Here is a 22542-nt window from a genome sequence, read left to right on the forward strand (position 1 = left end):
CGAGATTTTTGACAGGGGAAGATGGATGGGTTGGCTGCAATCGAGACGTTTGCATTACTGGGTAGGCGCAACAGCGATAGCGTTTTCGCTGTTTGCACTGCTGCGGGTGGTGTTCTTTTTCGGCTTTTCCGGTTTCGACGCCAAAGCCCTGACCGACGAAAATGCCGTCTTGCAAACCTTAAGCATCGGCTTTCGTTTCGATCTGCGCCTGGCCATCCTGGTAATGTTGCCGTTGGCGCTGTTGGCCTGGATTCCTCGTTGGAATCTAATCAGCAGCCGCCTGCTTCGCCGGTTGGCACGCGTGTATGTATCGGCAACCCTGAGCGTCCTGCTGCTGATCTATATCATCGATCTGGGCCATTACGCGTACTTGGGCGTGAGGATCAACGCTACCGTGCTGCGCTTCATCGAGGATGCGCAAATATCCCGTGATATGGTCTGGCAAACCTACCCGGTTATCTGGATTTCACTGGGTTGGCTGGCAACAGTCGCGCTGGTGACACTGGCCTTGGTACGTCTGGAACGCGTGACGCTCGACCGCCCCCGCAAAACCATCCACCCGCTCTCCGCGACATGGGGGGGTACGTTGATGGTCGTGTTGGTGCTGCTGGGTATTTTGGGCCGTGTCGAAAACATGAACCTTGAAAACCCTGTGCCGTTGCGCTGGAGCGACGCGTTCTTCTCGGGCAACAACCAGATTGCCGCGCTGGGCCTGAACCCGGTGATTTTCCTCTACGACACGCTCAAGGTCGGCCAGTCGCGCTATGACGAAGAGCAGGTGCGCGAACACTACACGTCCATGGCCAACTACCTGGGCGTCGACCAGCCCGATCCGCAAACCCTCAATTTCGTACGTCACCAGGCGCCACAGCCCTACAAAATAGCGGGCTCCCGGCCACCGAACGTAATGTTCGTCATGCTTGAATCGCTGGGCACCAGCGCCGTCGGGGCCTATGGCAACCCGATCAACCCGACGCCCAATCTCGATCGCCTGGCCACGCAGAGCTGGTTCTTCGAACACTTCTATGTTCCGGTTACCGGGACAGCAAAAACCGTCTGGGCCAGCATTTCCGGGGTCCCTGACGTCACGCGTCAGGAAACCGCGACGCGTAATCCGCTGATCACCCAGCAGCACACACTGATCAATGCCTTCACCGGGTACGAAAAGCTCTACACCATCGGCGGCAACTCCGGCTGGGCCAATATGAATGCCCTGATTCGGCAAAGCATCGACGGGGTTCGCCTGTTCGACGAGCGCGACTGGAAATCCCCGGTGGTGGACGTCTGGGGGATTTCAGATCTGGATCTGTTCAAGGAAACCGACAAGATCCTGCAGGCACTGCCCAAGGACAAACCGTTCTTTGCCTATGTACAGACGGCTGGCAACCATCGCCCCTTCACGATTCCCAAGAGCAATGATGGATTCGAGGTCAAGCACCCTACCCTGGCTGAAGTCCAGGCCGCAGGATCGCGCAGTGTCGAGCAGTACAACGCCGTGCGCTTGCTGGACTTCAACATCGGACGCTTGATGGAAATTGCCAAAGAAGGTGGCTACTACGACAACACCATTTTCGTGCTGTTTGGCGACCACAACACCCGTATCGCCCAGATCCCTTTCCTGGCACCGGCTTATGAGCAACTGGGTCTGGAAAGCAATGCGGTGCCGATGATCATCCACGCGCCTGGCTTGCTCGGGACGCGTAACGTCAAGGAAGCGGTCGGCCTGGTGGACTTGCTGCCAACCGTGGCGGGCATGGCCGGCCTTGAGTTTCGCAACAGCGGCATGGGTCGTGATATTCAGCAGCCAGCGCCCGAGGGTGAACGCGTAGTGCCGTTGGTGTTACAGGAGGGCACGTTCCCGGTCATTGCGGGCGTTACTCAACACTACCTGGTGCAGATGGCGCACGACGGCAGCTCGCCGACGCTCCACGACCTGGCTTCAATGACGCCGATGGATAACGTGGCTCAGCAAAACCCCGAAGAGTTCAAACGCCTGGTGCAGCTGACCCGTGCTATGCATGAAACCTCAAGGTTGATGTTGTACCAGAACGTGCGAAAGTGACTGTGAGTGCCAGCAACCCGCGTCTATGGTTCAGATAAACGCGGGCCCGCCCGTGACGCAGGGAGCGGGTTGGGATTGAGTACATGGGTCGCCCCGCTTCCGGGGCCTGCCCCTATACCTGGCACGATCAGCGCGCGCCGACGTCTACAGTTCGCTAGAACCAACCGCCAGCGGCCACAGGCGGTTGGTGCTCCGGCTGAGTAAAGGGCCCGCCGTCTGACCGACGTTGAAGGCAATGGCAACGATCACTTGGGTTTCAGTCCATCGCGCCAGGTCATTGCTTCGAGCTCGACCCGGACTGCCTCCTCGACAGCAATCACCGGGCGCGCCTGGAATTCAAACGCAGGAAACGTCGAGCAAACCTTGTGAACCGCCACCGGATCGTCGCAATCCACCAACATGTGGCCACCCCATTCACCCACGCGCACGACAAACACCTCGATTTTGAAATTGTCCGGTGCTTTCCATTGAGTGAACACTTCAAGGATCCGTTTCTGCGCATTCTCGTACTCCGCAGGCGAACCTTGCGGGCGTTCGAACCAGCTGATCATGTACTTCATTGCCATCCTCCTCTATTGCATTGAGGCCCTCGAAACGACTACTGCTTGGGCTGGCTATCTACAAATAGACACCCAGTGGTGCATCACACCTTGAACGAGTTTGATGGATAACATTCTAAATCAAGCGGCATCACGCGCGCTTACACCAACCGCTCAATCTTCTGATGCTGCCAGACCATTTTGTAATACGTCGTCTGCAACACCAGCATCCCCAGATACGCCACCGGAAACGCCATCCACACCCCTTGCAACCCAAACCGTGCATCCAGCACATACGCCACCGGCAACTGCACCCCGACCACGCAAAAAATCGAAATCGCCATTGGCACCAGCACCGAGCCACTGGCGCGCATGATGCCGCCTATGATCGCCTGGAAGCCGAACACCAACAGACTCCAAAGCATGATGTGCAACAGGTGCTCCGCCTTCGCCCGGGTGGAATCATCCGTGAGGAACAAACCCAGAAGCCAGTGCGACAACAGATAACCCAACACCACCAACCCACCCGTCAGGCACACATTGATCAGCAGCCCCGTGCGCAGAATCGGCGCCATGCGTTCAAGGCGCCCTGCCCCAATCGCCTGAGCGCCAAGGATCGACGCCGTGATCGCAATCGACAACGCCGGGAACTGTACGTAATTGACGATCTGCGTCACCGCCCCGTACGCCGCCGTCGCCTGGGAACCGTGCTGATTCACTAGCGCCAGAATCACCAGTTCCGACACCGACAACACCACCATCTGCAACCCGGTCGGCAAACCGATGCGCAGCACCTTGCCGAGAATCACCAGGTCCAGGCGCATCGCCGCAAACATCTCCCGATCCGGCGCCAACGGATGCCCCTTACTAATCAACCGCCACGCCAGCCACGCCATCGCCGACAAGTTACCCGCCAACCCGGCATACGCCGCACTCTGAATCCCCATCATCGGCAGCCCGAACCAGCCGCGAATCAACGCCGGCGTCAGCGCCAACCCGATACAGGTCGACACCACCAACGCCACCAGCGGCGACACCGTATCGCTCACCCCACGCAGCAATTGGGTGAACAGCACGTAGACCAACAACGACGGCATGATCCACATCATCACGTGGGCGTAGGCCACGGCGTCGTCCAGCACGTCTGCCGGTGTGCCTAAGCCTTGCAAGGCTGGCCGTGCAAACACACTGCCCAACACCGCTGCCGCCAGGCCGATCATTGCGCCCAACAGCAAGGTTGTACCGGCGATGGCTTTCACCAGGTGTGGTTCGCGAGCGCCCCAGGCTTGGCCGATGAGCACGCCAGCGCCCGCACCGAGACCGATGACCAGGGCGATGAAGAAGAAGACGACGGGGAACATCCCGGATACGGCAGCCAGGGCTTGGGTGCCGAGCATTTGGCCAATGTAGATGCTGTTGATGGTGCCCGACATGGATTGGAGGAAATTGGAGAGGACCATGGGGGCGAGGAAAAGGAGGTAGGTTTTCCAGAGGGGGTGTTGGGTGGTGGGGGTTTGCATTGAGGGTCCGTCTCGGATGGGCGCGCGGTTCGGAGATTCTACGCTAGGGAAAATGGGAACAGTGCTCTGGTGGGTTACAGATTTGGATAGCGCTGGTGATATCTGCATCAGGCCAAAAACGGGCCGATACCTATACTTTGGTCACCAACATCACTGTTCGTTTAACAGCCCTGCATTACCCGTGTCTCGCTTCCTACCATAATCTCGGAATCAGTTCCTTGCCCGTCAAACCCGATGAAGCTTATAGTCCGCCCCGTCGCCCAAAATGGCGATTCAGGTTTGGCGGCCTGACCACAGAGAATGCGAGGGCTATCCGCTTTATTGCAGGGGCCAACGTACCCGCAAAGCCGCTTTCAATGGCGGCTGTGCGCGGGAGACCTTCGGGTCTGCCGGTGTTCTCTGTGCCGGTTCGCCAACCTGCGCACAGCTGCCACCCAATCGTTTGGCGACGACTGAGTGAGATTGGCTGCGACACCGTGGTGCTGTCCGACTTCTCCAAACTGCTAGCCATTCCGCTGCGCGATGGTTGTGACTTGATGGATGTGATCGGCCGACGCTTGCAGGCTGCGGAGTAAATGAAAACGGGGGCCTTAGGCGCAATGCCGATCAGTTAAGGAGTCTGAGGTTCAACACTGTCCTCCGTAGCAGCTGGCGAAGCCTGCGTTCGGCTGCGCAGCAGTCGTAAAATCAGACGCTGCGGTACTTCAGACAAACCGTGCAAGCAGCATTTGCGACTGCTTCGCAGCCGAACGCAGCCTTCGGCAGCTGCTACGGTTCGCGTAACGTCTTAACTGATCGGCATTGGGCCTTAGGCGCCCATTTTGTTTAGGGCTACGTGCTAGCTTGACCGCCTCCCTCAGTAACACAGTGGTCTGCCCTCCCAATACCTGACCCCAAAGGTAGTATCAGGCAGCACAACGAAACGTACCTCTCACTGCAAAGGATTGCCATGTGAACACCCCCATTATCCTGCAACCCTTACTCGACACCCTGATATGGCTACTACCGCTGATGCTGGTGTTCGCGCTGCTGAAAACACGCATGTTCAAAGGCTGGTTCGGTGAGCAACTAATACGAGTGTTCGCCCACTTTCTATTGGATCGTCAGGTCTACCACCGTCTGCATGACGTAACGTTGATCACCCTGGACGGCACCACGCAGATCGACCATGTGTTTCTTTCGCCCTTCGGCATCTTCGTGTTGGAGACAAAGAATATGAGTGGCTGGATCTTCGGCGGTGAAAAGCAGGCTCAGTGGACGCAACAGCTTTACAAAAAGCGCTCACAATTCCAAAACCCTATTCACCAGAACTACAAGCACTTGAAAGCACTGCAAGCCGTGCTGGGGATCGGCCCGGAGCATGTGCACTCGGTCATCGCCTTTGTCGGTGGGAGCACCTTCAAGACCAGGATGCCGGCCAATGTCACCCAAGGCATGGGCTCTGTGCGCTACATCAAGTCCTTCCAGCAACCGGTGTTCAGCGAAGCACAGGTGATGACCATGTTGCATACCTTGCAAGCAGGTCGTCTGGCGCCGACGCTCGCTACCCGGCGTGAGCATGTGCAACGTCTGAAGCAGCGCAGCAATCCATCGGCCTCGCGCCAATGCCCGCGCTGCGGCAGTGCGCTGGTGGTCCGTACATCTAAAAGCGGCCATAAAATCGGCCAACAGTTTTGGGGATGCAGCACATTCCCCAAGTGCCGGACGATGCAACCCATAGCGCCCAGTAGCTAAGCTTTATCAGGAGGCCGCTTCGCGAAGTACTGAACAGTCAGGAGGTGAAAAATGAGCAAACAACCTCAACCCCGTAGTCGTTCCAACCCTCAGCCCAGATCCCGTCCGGTAGTGCCTGACCTGCCCAGCAAAACGGGCAACAAATCCGGGGGCTTGCGCGGCAACTACCCGGCGAAGCAGTCGAAATGAGCTCAGGCGTACGGCAGGCTTTGCAACTGAGTCTGCTGTGCCTCCCTGTCAGTCTTTATGAATGGTGGGTGCTCGTCGCAAGCTATCTGTCGATGACGCCCCTATCGCATTGCCCCTCTTCAATGATCCGCATTGAACGCTGAATGCCACTGGTCGAAACAACCTTGATCTGTAGACTCAATACATATAATTTTGAGTCTATGGATTCATGGTGAGGCATAGAACATGGCAGTCCCCCTCCAGGAACAAGCATTTACCAAGACCCAGTGCGTCACGGGCCTGCGTGCAGCGGTAGGCATACTCGAAAAATGGGGTGCGTCCAGCGATCAGGCCTGCCGCATCCTGCGCATTTCCCGCAGCACCTACACCCGAGCCCGGCAGCGCGATCCTGATTGGGCCGTGGCTCTGGATTCGGATCAGATGCAGCGCATCAGTTTTGTTCTCAACATCCACGCAGCCCTACGCGTTGTCTTCGATAACCCGGAAAACGTCTACGGTTTCCCGGCGATGGCCAACGACAACGAGTTTTTCAATGGCCGTAGCCCGCTCGAGGTCATGTCTCAGGGCGATATGATTTCCTTGTATGAAACCTTTCGGCGCATTGACGTGCTGCGTGGTGCGCAATGGTGAGGGTGAACGAACTCGCAGAGCTTGCGGGTGAGCAGATACAGGCCTACCGACTGGTTAATTCCAAGTTCCCCCCTATAACGTTGTTTGATGACGTGGCGGACAAGGACGAGTTTGAGGTGCTGTATCAGATACAGGCGCTGACTAATCCCAGACTGCAAAATGAAGTGGGTCGTCTTGAGTTGATTCCGCGAGATCAGATCCCGTTCGGTATTGCTGGCTGCTCTTACGCGACATCGCCTTTTACCCACGTCAACCCGGCAGGTTCGCGGTTCAGCGATGGCAGCTTTGGCGTGTTGTACCTGGCGGGCTCAATGGAAACGGCGCTGGCAGAGGTGCGACATCATCAGAGTCTGTATTGGTCGAATGTCCCCAGCCTGAACTATGAGCGCTTTGTTTTCCGCGGACTGTGCTGCGCCTTCGTGGACGTATCGATGAAAGATGCTGCATCCATCCCGATAACCGATCCTGTCTACGCGCCTGACGATTACACGCATTCCCGTCAATTGGGGAGGTCGATCAAAGAGGCGCGATGTCCCGGTCTTCGTTACAACTCCGTGCGTATGCAAGGCAGTTACTGCTGGGCGCTGATGACCCCGAAACCCGTTTCATCAATTATTCAAACCGCTCATTACGAGATGATCTGGAACGGTCAGATCACCAGTGTCAGCAAAATCAGCGAAGCCTGATCGCCATAGGGTGGGCGTTGCACTGTGCATAGAGCTCGGCGCTGTCGCGCATTACTTGCAGCAGTAGTCCCCCAGTATCAGCCCGGGCCATCAACCCACGGGATCGCCTAATCGAAAACAGCTTGACCGCGTCCCTCAGTAAAACAGGGATCTTCCCCAATACCTGCGACATTCCACAGGACTAAGTATCTACTTTCTGCCCTCGCAGTCTCTGACGACGAACCCGGCCCATATACAGAGGTCAAAGCAAGTGATGACATCGCCAATGATCAAAGGCCTCTGGCCTGCTTCATTCAAGGGCGAAGCCAGGAGCTCACACACTTTAGGGTGCGCCGGATAATTTCAGTAGGCTCGGATTCTGCCGGGGGCAGGCGCTGACTGCTGCTCACATCCAATGCTCCCGTATCGGAGTACGAAAATGACTCAGTCAATGCGGTTCTTCCTATCGATCGTCCTTGCGACAGCCTCACTGGCATCGGCGAGCTTCCTGAACACTGCAGGTGCGGCAACCGCCGAGGATCTGGATGTCGACTCTCGGCAAGCGTTGCAAACGCTCTACAAGTCCACGCCATTTGCCGAAACCATTTCGCACAACGCCAAAGCGATACTTGTTTTCCCGAAAATCATCAAGGCAGGCCTTGTGTTTGGTGGCAGCTATGGCGAAGGCGAATTGTTGAAGGGCAAGAAAGTAGAGGGTTATTACAACTCTGTAACCGGGTCATGGGGGCTGCAGGCAGGCGCCCAGTCGTATGGCTATGTGGTTTTCCTGATGACCGAAAAAGCCGTGAACTATATACGCGAAAGCAAGGGCTGGGAAATTGGCGTAGGACCCACTGTTGTTGTGGTTGATGAAGGGGTGTCGAAGAATCTGTCCAGCTCGACGCTGAAGGACGATGCCTACGCGTTCATTTTCGACCAGCAAGGGTTAATGGCCGGGGTCAGCATCGAAGGAACGAAGATTTCCCTGATCAAACGCTAAAGCCACAGGTCCTGGACGTCTACGGCCCTTTCGGTAACCGGATTCGGTTCCGCCAAAACTGACCCTGCTGTGCGGACTGGGTTGACCCAGTCCGCTTTGGGTCCGAAAGCCGCCCTTCTACTGTCCGTTCTCACTGCGCAGTCTCACTGCTCAGCCTCCTCAATGAGCCATAGCAGTTTTACCGGGACTGCCATGGAATGCACCAATAGCTTTAACAACCCCCACGACAATCAGTGTGATGCCGATCGCTTCAGGCGCCGTGGGCCACCGGTAATAGAACAGCAGACCCAGGCAGGTCGCAAAGACCATCTCCATTGACAGCAACTGGCTGGCCAGTGTCATGGGAAGCCGTTGGGACGCGATGGTCCAGGCCCATGCGCCGCCAATCGACGCAACAGCCGCCAGTACAAAAGCTGGCAGGTAAAGCTGGCTGATAGCGCTTTGCCCGAAACCGAGCATGGGGGCGTTGAACACATCCATGGCCGTACCCAGCGGGATGAACATCAGCGTTTGCAGGCTACCGCCAATCATCATCATGGCTGTCCAGACCCAGGCATTCATGCCGGGCCTTTTCATCAGTGCTCGTTGATTGGCCAGTCCAAACCAGGTCCACAGTGCGACCGCCGCCAGTGACGCGCCGATCCCGAGAGCCAGAGTGGTGTGTGATTGCCCCTCGAACCGGGCGATGTTCTGGCCGTTGACCAGGAGCAAGCCGAGCACGGCCAGTGCAAATGGCACTTGAAGCAAGCGCCAGGAGATCCCGCCATGAACATTTCCGCTGATGGCCAGCGCGATCGGCACGAGCCCTAAAAAGGCTGGCGCGACGACGGGGCCAGCGTATTTGGAGGCGATGATGACGGCGATGAAGTAGCCCACATAACCGATGAATCCCAGTCCGGCAGTGACCAGCCAATCGTTAAGGGTCAGGTGACGCCAGGCTTTGATATTGGCAATCAGGATCAGGGCGCCGATCAGCCCGGAAATAATGAATCTGCAGGCGGCAAGGTCGAATATCGAATACTCACCAATGACCAGGGGGGCGACAAAGTTCATCGACCATGTCAGGGAGGCCAATACCGCTGCGCTCACACCGGTGACGGATAAATGATGGCTGTGTGAGTCTTTCATCACGACCTCTACAGACGAATCAGGGATTGGTTATAGGGTCGGCCCGCTAGATCAAAATGGAACAAAGCGCGGGAGTTCCCTTTGGAAGAATTCTCAAGGATGCAAAAACAAAAGGGAATCCATTGATTTTGACCGACACCTGTTCCATAACGGAACAAAAGAGGCGCATATGGACAGGTATAGCGATATGGCGATCTTGATCGCCGTGGTGGATGCGCGTGGCTTTTCGCCCGCCGCGCGCAAGCTGAGGATGACCCACTCGGCGATCAGTAAAAGGGTTCAGCGCCTGGAGGAGCGGCTTGGCACGCAGTTGCTCTCACGCACGACGCGCTCAATGACGCTGACGCAAGCAGGAGAAATGTATGTGCAGGCAGCTCGGCCAATCCTGGAGGATATACAGGCGTTGGAAGCAGCCGTCGTGCATGATTCCGATGCACCGAGGGGGACGTTGAAAGTGTCTGCGCCCAATGCGCTCGGCCAGTACCATGTAGTACCTGCCCTGATCGACTTTATGCGGCTCTATCCTGACCTGAAGATAGATTTGACCCTGACCGACGCCATTGTCGATATCAGACATGAGCGCATTGACGTGGCGATCAGAAGCGGTGCGTTATCCGATCCAAGCCTTGTCGCCCATAAACTCAGTTCCAACGAGCGCCTTGTTTGCGCTTCCCCGGCTTATCTCGACGCACATGGGGTTCCTGGCGAACCTTGCGAACTCGCTGACCATCCCTGCTTGAAACTCAATTTTGAAAGCCGCTTCAACGACTGGGAATTTCGTGCCCCCAACAGTAGGGCGATTCCGATTGAGGGGGGATTTACCTGCAATAGTCTCGACGCTATTCGCACGCTATGCCTGGCGGGTTCGGGCATCGCTCGCCTGCCCAAGTACATGGTCAACGAGGATGTGCAAGCCGGGCGACTGATACCGCTGCTGCAGGCGTTTTCATGCCCAACCACCTCTGCCATTTATGCGCTCAGGGCCGCTGGCGATTATGTTCCGGCCAGAACCCGGGTGTTTATCGCCTTTCTCGCGGAACGCCTCACGGCAGCCTGCTTGAATGAACACCGATCCTCACGACAGCCCTAGCGAACCAGCCTCGTCCACCGCCGCCGGGAAGCCGCCCTCCTCTTTCAAGACCGGCAGTGGGTCAAGACGATCTGCACAGTACTCAATACGTTCAGAACCCAAGAGTGTGGAATCAAAGACAACAATGTCTCCACTCCCGACGTAAACCGCGCTGGGGTTTGAGTCACCACACTATTGGAAGCCTTTATCATGACTACCTTGAATATTGAGAACCACAGAACCATCGCCACATCGAAAAAATCATCGCTCGGCGTCAGAACCACGGCGTTTGGAACCTACGGTATTTTCTTCGCTCTCGCCGTCATCTACTTCTGGTTCGGCGGCATGAAGTTCACGCACTATGAGGCACAGGGACTGGTTCCGCTGGTGAGCAACAGCCCGTTCCTGGGTTGGGTTTATGACATTTTCAGTGTCGATACCTTCTCCAGTTTACTCGGCGTCCTGGAGGTCTCGATCGGGGTTCTGATTGCAGGTCGCCTGCTGTCACCAAAGCTTTCGTTGATCGGTGGTGCGTTGTCTGCCGGATTGTTCTTCACGACCTTGAGCTTTATGTTCTCGACACCCGGCGTGATTGAACCCGGCCTCGGTTTTCCAGCCATCACGGTTGCGCCGGGCCAGTTTCTCCTCAAAGACATCGGGTTGCTTGCCGCTTCCATCTTCGTGGCCGGCCATTCTCTAACTGCGCTGGAAACCCGTTAAACCGATGACTTTACTCTTGGGACGGCCTGAAGCAATTCGATGCTTTCAGGCCGTTGTCCCATCACCCTCTTCTGCCAAATCCTTCATCCAGCCCCGTGGGCTGCAGCCCGTCTTGCGACGAAACGCGCGTGCAAGCGCCGAGGGACTTTCGTAACCGACTTCGGCGGCGATGAGGGTAATCGGTCGCCCTTCACGCAGGCGCTTCTGCGCCAGGCTGATACGCCAACTCAACAGATAATCCGCAGGTGTCTGCCCTATTACGGCCCGAAAATGCACGGCATAGGCAGCGCGCGACATGTTCGACTCGCTCGCAAGCTCCGCAACCGACCAGGCACGATGAGGGGCGTTGTGCATCTGTACCAGAGAGCGCGCCAGCCGCAAATCGGCCAGCCCAGCCATCATTCCAGTACGCAACTGCTGGTGGTCGAGCAGATGCCGAAACAACAATATGATCAGTAGTTCGAACAAGCGTTCCAGCGCTGCCTCCCGGCCACAATGTCCGCCTGCCGCCTCATCGAACATCCATTTCAGTGTATCGGCCAGCAACGGCAGCTCATCCAGGGACAACACCAGAATGTCAGGTAACGATGCAGACAATGGGTTATCGACACCCCCCTCAAACTCCATTGACGCACACAAGAGTTGAGCCCCCTCGGAATCACCTGCGAACAGTTGATACCGGCTTGGGCGTGGCAGAAAAATCAGGCTGGGCTGGGTAAGCAGCAGGTCCTTGCGATCGGCCCCCTGCAAAGTGACGGTACCTGCCTGCAGCAGGTGAATATGACCGCGCCGGTCAGCGCCATCGTATGCCGCCATGCCGCAAAGCTTGCCGTTGTAAAACAGGTTTGCGCGCACGCCGAACTGCGAAAACAACGTAGACAGGCGATCCATGGGCAATCTCGTAGCGAGATATAGACGCTCGGTATCATATCACCGACTGTTTCGGTCTAATTGAACTCATTCCCCATCGCAGCCTTTGCTGGCCATCTCGTTGCGCGATGGCTGTGATGGATCTGATCGGCCGAACCCGCCCTCTCCCACTGCGGGAGAGGGCAACTGCCAACCTTATGTGTGATGAATTTCCCGATCCTTGGTTTCCGGCAGGAAGAACGTGCCAAGAATAGCCGTCATCACGGCGATGACGATGGGGTACCACAGCCCGTAGTAGATATCACCCGTGGCCGCGACCATGGCGAACGCCACCGTGGGCAGAAAGCCGCCAAACCATCCATTGCCGATGTGGTACGGCAGCGACATCGAGGTGTAGCGGATGCGCGCCGGGAAGAGTTCCACCAGCCAGGCGGCGATCGGACCGTAGACCATGGTCACGTAGATCACCAGGATAGTCAGGAGCAGCAGCACCATCGGGTAGTTGGTCTTGGCCGGGTCGGCCTTCTCGGGGTAGCCGGCGTCCTTGAGTGCGGTACCGAGGGTGGCGGTGAAAGCATCGTTGCGGGTCTTGAAGTCGGCGACCGGCATGGCGGTGCCGTCGAAGCTCTGGATCACCTTGTCGCCAATGCGGACCTGCGCGACCGCACCTGGCTCGGCCTTCTCGTTGGCGTATGGGATGGCCTTCTTCGCCAGCAGGCTCTTGGCGAGATCGCAGGAGCTGTTGAATTTGGCCTTGCCCACCGGGTCGAACTGGAACGAGCACTGGCCGGGATCGGCGACCACAGTGACCGGACTCTTCTCCTGTGCGGCGAACACGTCGGGGTTACCGTATTGGGTCAACGCATGGAAGATCGGGAAGTAGGTCAGCGCTGCGAGGATGCAGCCGGCCATGATGATCCCCTTGCGGCCGATGCGGTCGGACAGGCTGCCGAATATGACGAAGAACGGTGTGCCGATCAGCAGCGAGCCAGCAATCAGCAAGTTGGCGGTCTGCGGCTCGATCTTCAGCGTCTGCAGCAGGAAGAACAGCGCATAGAACTGCCCGGTGTACCAGACCACAGCCTGGCCGGCAGTGCCGCCGAGCAGGGCCATGATCACTATCTTGAGGTTGTCCCAGCGGGCGAAGGATTCGGTCAGCGGCGCCTTGGAGGACTTGCCTTCGGCCTTCATTTTCAAGAACACCGGCGACTCGCTGAGCTGCAGGCGGATGTAGACCGAGACGATCAGCAGCAGGATCGACAGCAGGAAGGGAATCCGCCAGCCCCAGGCTTCGAAGGCTTCGGTACCGAGGATAGTGCGGCAGGCAAGGATCACCAACAGCGAAAGGAACAGACCGAGGGTCGCGGTGGTCTGGATCCACGAGGTGAAGTAGCCGCGCTTGCCTTTGGGCGCATGTTCGGCCACGTAGGTCGCCGCGCCGCCGTACTCACCGCCCAGGGCCAGGCCTTGCAACAGGCGCAGGGTGATCAGGATGATCGGCGCCGCCACGCCGATGGTCGCGTAGCCGGGCAGAAAACCCACAATGGCCGTGGAAATACCCATGATCACAATGGTGATGAGGAAGGTGTGCTTGCGCCCGATCATGTCACCCAGTCGGCCGAACACGATGGCGCCGAAGGGGCGGACGGCGAAGCCCGCGGCGAACGCGAGCAGCGCGAAGATGAAGGAGGTTGTCTCATTGACGCCGGCGAAGAAGTGCTTGGCGATGATCGCGGCGAGGGAGCCATAAAGGTAGAAGTCGTACCACTCGAACACGGTGCCCAGGGACGAGGCGAAAATGACCTTGCGCTCCTCCTTGGTGATCCCGTGGTGGGGCGCGCTACCCGTGGATGTATTGTCGATTGCGGCCATGAGTCTTCTCCGTCTTGCTCTTGTTGTAGGCCGGAGCACCCTCACTACCCTTACCGCACCCAGGCCCTGGGGCTGATGTCATCGGATTACGGATTGCGCGAAGCATAAACACAGACTGACCGCCTCGCATCGCTGCAAGGTTTCTTGAAGCATAATCACCTTCGCGCAGATATCCACTCGCCCTCCCGCTCAAACTCAGGCTGCCGCGCTGTCGAAGGGCTGTTCAGACCTGTGAGACCTCACGCAAAGTGTCTGGGTTGCGCCCCCCCGTTCAAGCACGCAGCGTGATATTCGCTATTCCAAATGAGTCGAAGTCGCCAAGGCCAGGCGTCTGGACTCATGCTACCGTTTCAATTCGTATTGGCAGCGCGTTGGTTACACGCGAAGGCACTATAGCCATGTTCGAAGCCGCACTGCGTCAACTAATGATAGGTATCTTGTTGGCTATCATTTTCCTGATCTCGGGGTGCCTCACCTCGGATAAGCCTTTGATCGGCACTAGCGACTTCCCCATCCCTGCTGGCACGAAGATCTTGCAATACAGCGATAAGACGGGAACCTACGAAAAACCATCAGAATACTCTCTCAAGACATTGTCGATCCGTGACGGTTGGTACGTCTACTCCGAACCTGACGCGTCAGATATTTTCTTCAAGCTGCACAAAGTCACCGCCACGACCTGGGTAATGATGACCCATATCGGGATTGAAACCGGTCAGTACGCCTATGGCTGGATGAAACACGAAGGTGAGCTCTACGTGATATACCCTGGCGAAGCCAAGCAATTGCGCAACTGGAAAGGCCAAGCCGAGTTGAATGCTGACTGGAAAGTGCTGAATAACAACGTCCAGATTCTTACGCTGGACTACCTGGCAAGCATCATGCCTGCTGCCGTTGCCGCTCAGGCGCACGGAAAGCCAATAGCGTTCAAGGTAGCAGACGCGGCGACCCTTGAGGTTGATCGAAACTTTGAAATTTCCAGTCGGGCGGTGGAAAGTTTGCTTAAGGAGAACGAAGAGAAGCTAAAGAAGATCGATGAGGAGCTCAAGAAGTTGTGCGGTGGCCGGGTCTGTAGTATCGAGAATAATACCACTCTCTACCGCACCGAGAAGTATGACCCACCCATGTGGTACTACCAGGATGGCCGCCTGGCCCCTGAATCGGCATGGCCAAAATGAACATCAGATCAAGCCTTGCAAGTGTCCTTGCGCTTACCTGCATCTCAATGGGTGTGTGCGCCCAGTCCCGGCTAACGCTGTGCAATGAAGATCAGAAGGAGAACGTCAGCGCCGCCTTCATCTATCGGCACACCCAAGTCTTGAATGATAAATGGATAGCCTACGGATGGGTGAAAATCGCCCCAAACGAATGCAAGGTGGTAGCTGAAACGCCTACCGGCATTTTGGAGGTGTTCCTGTCCACGATCAGCCAAAGCATTCATGGCGGGGAACTCTACATCATGCATTATGCTTTCGAAGGCGAGACCCTGAAGGAGAATGATACGACGGCATCCGAGCGGTTTTACTGCGTACAGGACGAAAGCTTCAAGCGGACACTGCGAACGATTGAAGAACATCAAAAATGCCCATCTGGCTGGTATAAACAGTTGTTCAACCTATACGTTCATTCCGACCCCGACAGGGATTTCAAACTCCGCCTCTAGTCAGCATACAACAGGTTACGGGGGCTTATCGAAGCACCGGACAGGATGGAACTCACGCTCAATCTTCTGCCACATCTCTGGATAAGTGTGTGGGGCAGGCAAAAATCGGCCAGAAGCACTCAATGGGTTATGCGATCGTTTGTCATTGGATGTACCCGACATCGGTGAGAGGCTGTTGAGCTACTTGCGCTCTCGTTCTTCATACCACTGCATGAACGCTTCGGCGCTTACCGGTCGGCGTGCAAGGCATCCTTGCGTTGACTGTCGAGCTCGACACGCGTACGCCGCAGCACTTGGGCGAACAGACCGGCGACAAGCAGCCCGACGATAAAAATGATTGGAGTGGTATTGGCGTTGAAGGACTCCCGTGTGCGCAGCTTCTCCAGCGCCAGGATAGACTCCTTGTGTTGATCGGCCGATGCTTGCAGGACGGTTTTTTCGATGATTTCGAATCGCGGGTCAGCCTCGTCGTTGTCGATCCAGCGCACCTCGGCATCATGCCCACGGTCAACTGCCTCGAACAACTTATTGATGCTTTCAAGATAGGGAAGCGTTGCAGCGCGAACCTGTTCGACGAGAACTCGGTCCTCAAGCGATCCGGTACGATGAATCTGCTCAAGTGCATGAGTCATCTCCTGCACGGCTTCGTTGAAACGATGACGTACTTGCGGAGCCGGTATCCAAGCGATACAGGCGCTCCAGCGACTCGGCTGCGGCCACCGCAGTCGCAGCCGACGTGTAATGGTCGGACAGAACGCTCGAGGCAATCGCCTCCTGCCCCAAGCGTCCGGTGGTTATTGAAGACCACACCGCAAAGCCGCTGATTGCCAGCAGCACGGCGACCAGACCATAGCGCGGCCACCTGCTGGGTGTCCTCCATTGCATAAGCTTGGGTACGGCAATCACTTGCGCAAAGGCTTCAGGATGCTCCGGACTTGCGGGTGGTAAATTGCTCATGCGCTACTCCAGGAAAACGTGGCTGATTCCATTCTTCTTGGCAATGTCCACCAAAACTAGAGCTTAGTCGAAGACGAAACTAACCCTGAGTATTCGATAATGGCTGTGAGCGTTAACGCATCTAAAAATAGCCAAGTGATATTCAATTGGACGGTAAAACAACCTGAGTCTAAACAGACTCTATCAACCCCGGCGCACCGTCTCATGCGCAAGCCGTGGATTCTATTGGAACTAAGCCGTAACCACTGGCAGCTTCGAGCCCTGAAGACGTCAGTCAATTTGATCAAGGTTGTTGAGCAGCGCTGGACCCTTTTCAAGGCATTCAAACAGATGGGTTCGTCATAGCGTGTCCTGGCCTGCTCCGATGTATTCTGGCGATTTTTTAGTTTCGATAAGTCACGAATTTACGATTAGTAATTCGAAATCGACCAAGGTGAGAGCAGCCAGTCGTGAAAGGCAGAAATCAGCCAGAAGCGCTCCTCGTCCATTTCGTGAAGACGCTACTGCGGGCACACAGACATTCAGCGTCCCTGCGCCCGGCAGATTGATGGACTGCACCTGACAGACCCCCTGCTCGCGCTACAGGCGGTTGATCGCGTCATGGTCGGTCAGTCAGTGGAAGTCCTCGATCTGTCATTGTCATTTGTCGTCCATCTTGGTTGACGATTGTGGCCGACTCTCAGTGCTCTCTTCGGCGTTGGGAGCTTCTGGAAAACTTCCAGGCGTGAACACATGGGTCTGCAAGTCGCTGGCATCGATTTCGGTGACACCATGAACCGAACGGGCCAGACCGATAGCCTTTTCACACTCCCTATGGGTGTTGACGCGGCCGCTCAACGCCACCACGCCCGCATGGGTTTTGACATTGATATGCAGGCTAAGGGATGGGTCGGAAAATGCCAGGGCCGACTTCACCTTGGTGGTAATCCACGCGTCGTGAACGGCCATTTCCAGATCATGAGAGTAATGCTGGAAGGAGTGATTTTTCATGGCTGAACCCTCTCTCACGTAATCAGATGTACTGTCCGTCTCATTTGCTGTGCTGCCCTCTACCTCTCAAGCGAGCGTTATGGAGGTACAGACACACATTAATTATAGTGCGGCCATTGCCTGCGGTCGGGGTGCAACCCCGAAGCTGTTCTAGGTCTTCTTCGCAGCGGATAACGACTCTTCGATCTCCTGTGCGACCAGGCTTTGTATTCGCCACATATTACGGTCACGAATGCCGTACTCTTTCAGCATGGTCACGGTCCGGAATAGGTATTGGGCTGACGAGCCCCAGTGCCCAGCGGCGCGCGCCAATACATGTGCAACCTTTTCCATGGGCAATTTGCCTGCATCGGCCATTCCGTCGCGTGCCGCGACAAAGGCTAATGCACGCACCACCCCAGACTCGGTTTTAACCGAAATCCAGCGCGGAACATTGGTCGGTGGGTTTGCGTCGATTTCCCGGAACATCAACAGTCCCAGTTGCTTGAAGTGGTCTTGCGCTGGAAGCCGGTATGCCAACCCGTTGCAGCTTCCGCCTCGGTCGAGGGCCAGCATCAGGGCTGGCAACTCGCGTGTGCCGCGCCAGCGAGTCAGTTTCAGGCAGAACGAGCGATGCCAGCCATAGGCGGTGGCGCTACGGCTCTCCACAACCTCGAACTCCGGATTCCATATCAGTGAGCCATAGGCAAAGACCCAAAGCTCTTGCGGTTGGTATTCAAGTAAAAGTGCCTCCACCATCGCATCGAACTCTGCCTGGGTGTGTTCGCTCGTGCCTGGTTCGGGTCCAGGATCGGGCTCAAACCGCTCGACACAAGCGACGTGTTCCGCAGTCAGATTTCGCTTTTTAAACTGCGACGTTTTTTCTTTGGCCATACCGGCCTCTCAATAGGGATAACTCCAGGATCAGCGCCCTTCTACTCGTGGTAATAATAAAGCTTATTAACAATCATCCAGCGATGATCAACTTTCAGTAGCGACAGGTAATCGGTAAACCTCATGCCGATATAATCATCTATGATTTTTACCGCTGCGGCATCACCGGTTATATCCAGATTAATAATCTCCCAAAAGGGCGTTACCTCTTTTGCGGCCGGGCCTGCGGTCTTGATTGCGCCGATAAACTCATCAAGGGATAACCAATCAAGCTCTTTAAGGTAGTGGCCAATGATGCGACAGTCTGGGTGGAAGGCCTGCCGCAGCAATACTTCGTCTGCGAATACCATGCCCTCTACATAGTTGCGGACCACAAGGTTGATGAGTTCTTTATCCAACGATTGAGTAGTCATGTCGAACCTCTGGTTTTCTAGTCCTCGCACCGCAGGTGCAGGTGCAGGTGCAGGTGCAGGTTGATCGACTGTCTCCCCAGGGGCTGATCAACCTGAAAGTCTAGCACCGCGTGCTGAATTGTCCTGGACCGAGTAGACATGCTTTGAGCGTCCGTATGGAGTCGACCGGTGCTCCCTGTCGACTCCATGAACAGCTAGCGATCAGCCCGCCGCGACCACGGTAATTTCCACCAGCAAATCCGGCGCCGCCAGACGCGATTCAACGGTAGCCCGCGCAGGTGCATGGCCTTGCGGTGCCCAGGCGTCCCACACCTCGTTCATGCCGGCGAAGTTAGCCTCGATGTCCGACAGCCAGACCTGCGCGGTGAGGATACGGGTCTTGTCCAGGCCGGCCTGGGCCAGGAAGTTGTCGATCTTTTCCAGCACCTGGGCGGTCTGGCCCTTGATATCCTGGGTCCGGTCGGTGGCGGTCTGGCCGCCGAGAAAGGTGAAACCGTTGCATTGAACGACACGGCTCATGCGTTGGTTGGTTTCGATACGGGTAATTTCCAGCATGTTAACTCCTCGATAGTGCTCGATGGTTGAAGGGGGATGAAGGCAGCGTAACAGCAGCCTCATTAAATCGGTCGATGGCGAACGGTTCCAGGGAGATGTCCGAGTGTTCGCCCAGTATGAGCTGGGCCAGGCTGGGTCCCGCTAACCGGAGCGCTGGGCCCGTTCCGATTCATCCAGATGCTCCAGCAGCGCCGCTATCGTTGCATCTCGCAGCCTGATTGCCTCCATCCAGCCCGGCCCCTGCGCCAACAACGGGGAGCAGACGTTGACGTGGATGGCTCCGTGGCGCGGGAACCAGTGACCGTCGCGCAGCACCCTGCGCGTGCCGCGGATGGCGACCGGCAGCAGCGGTACGCCGACACGCCCGGCGAGCACGAAGGCGCCCATGTGGAAGGTGCGCAAGCCTGGCTCGCGGGTAAAGGTTCCCTCGGGGAAGAACACCAGCGGCTGGCCAGCCTGTAGCGCCTCGGCCAAGGGCTCGGTGTCGGCGGCGCTGCGCTGCAGGTCGAAGCGCTCGACGAAGCGGGCGCCGAGCTTGCGCAGGAACAGGCCGGCGATCCACTGGTCAGCCAGTTCGCGCTTGGCAACGAAGCTGAACCGCGGCGGCAGGGCCGCGCAGAGAATGACGCCGTCGAGGTAGCTGGCATGGTTTACGGCCAGCACGCTGCCTCCTGCCTCAGGCAGACGCTCCAGCCCGGTGACGCTGAACGGCACACCCGCCAAGCGCACGAACAGCCGTGCGGCCGCGCGGGTAAAGCTGCGGCACCAATGCTGGCGCGGCAGGATCGCGACGCCCAGCCAGGTCAGCGGTGTGACCAGCCAGAACAACAGCCAGATGTAAGCGGCATACAGCGTGGCGCGGCAGGTTCGCCAGGAGCGGCCGAAATTCCCGCGTACAGCCTGCAGCACCAGGCGCAGAAGCTGGCGCCACACGGCGAGGTGCGGCCGACCCACTTCGCCGCGCTCATACAGTTCGCGGCTGGCAGCACGGCGAATCTTGCCGCTGGAAGTCTTCAGTACGCTATGCGGTGGTGCCAGGACGATATCGTCGGGCGCCACCCCGGTGAGGTCGACCACGATGCGGTTGACCTCCTGCTGCAGGCGTTGCCGCGCGGCAGCTTCCTGCTCGTTGCTTTCCGCCAACACCACCAGGCGCTCGGTGCCGGTGGCCGGATCAGGACTGCCGAACACCGCGATGCAGCCTTTACGCAGGCCGGGCAAATTGCCGACCGCCGCTTCGACATCGTAAGGGTAGATGTTGCGCCCGGCACGGATGATCAGGTCCTTGGCCCGGCCGGTCAGGTAGACCTCACCGCCTGCCATGTAGGCGAAGTCGAGCGAGTCGAACCAGCCATCGCGCAGCACCCGGCGGGTCTCTTCGGGGTTATGGTAGTAGCCACCGGTGGTGGATGGTCCGCGAAATTGCAGGTGACCTTCACTGCGCTCGGGGAGTTCGACCCCGCTGCCATCGACGATGCGAATCTGATGGCCCGGCAGCGGCCGGCCGCTGGAGACGAAGCGCAGTGTTGCGCTGGCGTCCGCTTCGGCGGGCAGTGCATTGCCGCGGACCTGAAACGCCTCGCGCTGCACCCGGTCGATCAGCGGCCCTCGGCCCAAGGGCGGAAAGGCCACGCCCAACGTGGCCTCGGCCAACCCATAGACCGGCGCCAGCGCGGTGGGCGCAAAGCCGTAGCGAGCGAAACGTTCGGCGAAGCGCTGCAAGGTATCCGGGCTGACCGGCTCGGCGCCGTTGAAGGCCACGCGCCAACTGCTCAGGTCCAGGCCCTCGAGGTCGTCGTCAGCGAGTTTGCTCAGGCACAGTTCGTAGGCGAAGTTGGGTGCCGCCGACATCGTGCCGTGAAAGCGATCGATGGCCCATAGCCAACGCACCGGCCGCGCGAGGAAAGCCAGCGGCGACATCAGCACCAGGCTGTAGCCGTAATACAGGCTGCCCAGCCAGGCACCGATCAGGCCCATGTCGTGGTACATGGGCAGCCAGCTGACGAACACGTCCTGCGGCCCCACTTTCAGAACCCCACCCATGGCGCGCAGATTGGCCAGCAGATTGGCGTGGCTGACCATCACCCCCTTGGGCTGGCCCGTGCTGCCCGAGGTGTACTGCAGGAAGGCGATGTCATCCGCTTGCCGCGGCGGTGTGATGCACTCGTCCCCCTCGCCTGTCAGCTCGGCCACGCTGGCAATGCGCGTCAGGCTCGGGACCTGCGGCTGGAGCAGCCGGGCGAGCAGTTTCGCTTGAGTGACGGTAATCAGCAGTTTGGCTTCGGCGTTGCGCAGGATGCCGGCCTGGCGGCGCAAATGATCCTCTATTTGCGAGAGGCGCAGCGGTGGGTAGATGGGCACCGGCACGCCACCGGCCAACAGGATGCCGAAAAAGCCATAGAGAAAGTCGCGCCCTGTGGGCAGCATCAGGGCCACGGTCTGACCGGCCTGCAAACCACAACGTTGCAGCCCCGCGGCAACGGCTTGGGCGCCCTGGTGCAAGGCGCCATAGCTGATGTCTTCCGGCTGGTCGCTTTCACCCAGCAGGCGCACGTGGGGATACTGCGGCTGATGGCGCACATGCCATTCCAGCACCTCGATCAAGGTCCGCGCGGCGTCCGGCGTCTGCTCTGTTGCTGCCCGGGCCTCGCTGGAGTCGCTGGAGTCGCTGGAGGGCAGCGGACGTACCACCTCGGCGCCCTGTCTGCTGTGCAACACGCGTAAAATATCGGCGGGGGTGTCCGCCGAGGCGAACAGCGATTCCGGCAAGCGCACAGCGAATTCGTGCTCGATGCGTGACCAGAGCTCAACCCGGGCCAGGCTGTCTACGCCCAGGTCCCGATCCAGCACGCTGTGCAAGGTGATTTGCAAAGCTTCTGCCGCCTGCGGGCGCAACTCGACCACGGTGCGCCGGACAATGTCGAGCAATTTTTCCGCGTCCTCACCGGAATGGGGAACGGCACGGGTTTCTGGAGGCGGACGAGACATCGGCGGCCCCTCATGACAACGCACTCTGTGTGTGTAAATCCTTGCCAATTGCCATTATGCGCCTATGGCGGGAGCTGGGAATGCCCTCATCGGCAGCTGCTACGG

The 22542-nt window shown here is 57.8% G+C and carries 23 protein-coding genes; 11 read left to right on the forward strand and 12 right to left on the reverse strand.

All coding sequences use genetic code 11. The features are described 5' to 3' along the window. Positions 1-25 precede the first annotated feature (25 nt). Positions 26-2062 (forward strand): LTA synthase family protein, encoded by a 2037-nt coding sequence (locus tag F8N85_RS24325; RefSeq protein WP_150806062.1) that lies wholly within the window; start codon positions 26-28, stop codon positions 2060-2062. 245 nt (positions 2063-2307) lie between these two features. Here the strand turns inward: F8N85_RS24325 and F8N85_RS24330 are convergent, their stop codons facing one another. Next, a complete protein-coding gene (locus tag F8N85_RS24330) occupies positions 2308-2622 on the reverse strand; it encodes a DUF3303 domain-containing protein (RefSeq protein WP_150806063.1) in 315 nt (104 codons plus the stop codon). A 140-nt stretch (positions 2623-2762) separates the two neighbouring features. Further along, positions 2763-4121 carry an MATE family efflux transporter gene (locus tag F8N85_RS24335; protein ID WP_150806064.1) on the reverse strand — a complete coding sequence of 453 codons (1359 nt, stop codon included), beginning with the start codon at positions 4119-4121 and terminating at the stop codon, positions 2763-2765. Positions 4122-4477: 356 nt separating this feature from the next. On the opposite strand from F8N85_RS24335, the gene F8N85_RS24340 reads away from it, so the two are divergent. The 6 genes from F8N85_RS24340 (at position 4478) to F8N85_RS24360 (ending at position 8339) form a co-directional block, all read left to right on the forward strand. Next, positions 4478-4696 carry a hypothetical protein gene (locus tag F8N85_RS24340; RefSeq protein WP_150806065.1) on the forward strand — a complete coding sequence of 73 codons (219 nt, stop codon included), beginning with the start codon at positions 4478-4480 and terminating at the stop codon, positions 4694-4696. A 436-nt stretch (positions 4697-5132) separates the two neighbouring features. Next, the gene (locus F8N85_RS24345) at positions 5133-5855 is read left to right on the forward strand and encodes an NERD domain-containing protein (protein WP_150806103.1); all 723 of its coding nucleotides are present in this window, start codon (positions 5133-5135) and stop codon (positions 5853-5855) included. Positions 5856-5906: 51 nt separating this feature from the next. Further along, positions 5907-6044, forward strand: a complete 138-nt coding sequence (locus tag F8N85_RS34630) for a hypothetical protein (protein ID WP_191636250.1) — start codon at positions 5907-5909, stop codon at positions 6042-6044. Positions 6045-6269: 225 nt separating this feature from the next. Next, on the forward strand, positions 6270-6674 hold the full coding sequence (locus tag F8N85_RS24350) for an antitoxin Xre-like helix-turn-helix domain-containing protein (protein WP_150806066.1): 405 nt from the start codon (positions 6270-6272) through the stop codon (positions 6672-6674). After that, positions 6668-7360, forward strand: a complete 693-nt coding sequence (locus F8N85_RS24355) for an RES family NAD+ phosphorylase (RefSeq protein ID WP_150806067.1) — start codon at positions 6668-6670, stop codon at positions 7358-7360. Before F8N85_RS24350 ends, F8N85_RS24355 begins: the two co-directional genes overlap by 7 nt. A 418-nt stretch (positions 7361-7778) precedes the next feature. Beyond that, on the forward strand, positions 7779-8339 hold the full coding sequence (locus tag F8N85_RS24360; RefSeq protein WP_150806068.1) for a YSC84-related protein: 561 nt from the start codon (positions 7779-7781) through the stop codon (positions 8337-8339). Between the two features lie 159 nt (positions 8340-8498). Here F8N85_RS24360 and F8N85_RS24365 read toward each other — a convergent pair whose 3' ends face one another. Continuing rightward, a complete protein-coding gene (locus tag F8N85_RS24365) occupies positions 8499-9428 on the reverse strand; it encodes a DMT family transporter (protein WP_191636251.1) in 930 nt (309 codons plus the stop codon). Between the two features lie 208 nt (positions 9429-9636). On the opposite strand from F8N85_RS24365, the gene F8N85_RS24370 reads away from it, so the two are divergent. Continuing rightward, positions 9637-10557 (forward strand): LysR family transcriptional regulator, encoded by a 921-nt coding sequence (locus F8N85_RS24370; RefSeq protein ID WP_150806070.1) that lies wholly within the window; start codon positions 9637-9639, stop codon positions 10555-10557. Positions 10558-10746: 189 nt separating this feature from the next. Then, positions 10747-11256 (forward strand): YkgB family protein, encoded by a 510-nt coding sequence (locus F8N85_RS24375; protein WP_150806071.1) that lies wholly within the window; start codon positions 10747-10749, stop codon positions 11254-11256. 45 nt (positions 11257-11301) lie between these two features. On the opposite strand, the gene F8N85_RS24380 is transcribed toward F8N85_RS24375, so the two are convergent. Further along, a complete protein-coding gene (locus tag F8N85_RS24380; protein WP_150806072.1) occupies positions 11302-12147 on the reverse strand; it encodes a helix-turn-helix transcriptional regulator in 846 nt (281 codons plus the stop codon). A 174-nt stretch (positions 12148-12321) separates the two neighbouring features. Further along, a complete protein-coding gene (locus F8N85_RS24385; protein WP_150806073.1) occupies positions 12322-13998 on the reverse strand; it encodes an MFS transporter in 1677 nt (558 codons plus the stop codon). A 398-nt stretch (positions 13999-14396) separates the two neighbouring features. Between F8N85_RS24385 and F8N85_RS24390 the strand changes: the two genes are divergently transcribed. Next, complete coding sequence (locus tag F8N85_RS24390; RefSeq protein ID WP_150806074.1) at positions 14397-15176, forward strand: hypothetical protein; 780 nt, start codon at positions 14397-14399, stop codon at positions 15174-15176. Further along, the gene (locus F8N85_RS24395) at positions 15164-15661 is read left to right on the forward strand and encodes a DUF1036 domain-containing protein (protein WP_150806075.1); all 498 of its coding nucleotides are present in this window, start codon (positions 15164-15166) and stop codon (positions 15659-15661) included. The genes F8N85_RS24390 and F8N85_RS24395 overlap by 13 nt, the downstream gene beginning before the upstream one ends. A 227-nt stretch (positions 15662-15888) precedes the next feature. Here F8N85_RS24395 and F8N85_RS24400 read toward each other — a convergent pair whose 3' ends face one another. From F8N85_RS24400 to F8N85_RS24430, 7 genes are all read right to left on the reverse strand, one after another. Continuing rightward, positions 15889-16293: a hypothetical protein gene (locus F8N85_RS24400; protein ID WP_150806076.1), complete on the reverse strand. Its 405-nt coding sequence runs from the start codon at positions 16291-16293 to the stop codon at positions 15889-15891. Further along, positions 16277-16618, reverse strand: coding sequence for a hypothetical protein (locus tag F8N85_RS24405; protein ID WP_150806077.1), 342 nt, complete (start codon positions 16616-16618; stop codon positions 16277-16279). Before F8N85_RS24405 ends, F8N85_RS24400 begins: the two co-directional genes overlap by 17 nt. A gap of 639 nt (positions 16619-17257) precedes the next feature. After that, the gene (locus F8N85_RS24410) at positions 17258-17608 is read right to left on the reverse strand and encodes a BON domain-containing protein (RefSeq protein ID WP_150806078.1); all 351 of its coding nucleotides are present in this window, start codon (positions 17606-17608) and stop codon (positions 17258-17260) included. 150 nt (positions 17609-17758) lie between these two features. Continuing rightward, positions 17759-18481, reverse strand: a complete 723-nt coding sequence (locus F8N85_RS24415; protein WP_150806079.1) for a gamma-glutamylcyclotransferase — start codon at positions 18479-18481, stop codon at positions 17759-17761. Positions 18482-18522: 41 nt separating this feature from the next. Continuing rightward, positions 18523-18894 carry a nuclear transport factor 2 family protein gene (locus F8N85_RS24420; RefSeq protein WP_150806080.1) on the reverse strand — a complete coding sequence of 124 codons (372 nt, stop codon included), beginning with the start codon at positions 18892-18894 and terminating at the stop codon, positions 18523-18525. 201 nt (positions 18895-19095) lie between these two features. Next, positions 19096-19446, reverse strand: a complete 351-nt coding sequence (locus F8N85_RS24425) for a RidA family protein (protein WP_412072508.1) — start codon at positions 19444-19446, stop codon at positions 19096-19098. Positions 19447-19590: 144 nt separating this feature from the next. Next, positions 19591-22437, reverse strand: a complete 2847-nt coding sequence (locus F8N85_RS24430) for an AMP-binding protein (RefSeq protein ID WP_191636252.1) — start codon at positions 22435-22437, stop codon at positions 19591-19593. Positions 22438-22542 lie beyond the last annotated feature (105 nt).

It is taken from the genome of Pseudomonas fluorescens, from assembly GCF_902497875.1.
Classification (GTDB): domain Bacteria; phylum Pseudomonadota; class Gammaproteobacteria; order Pseudomonadales; family Pseudomonadaceae; genus Aquipseudomonas; species Aquipseudomonas fluorescens_BR.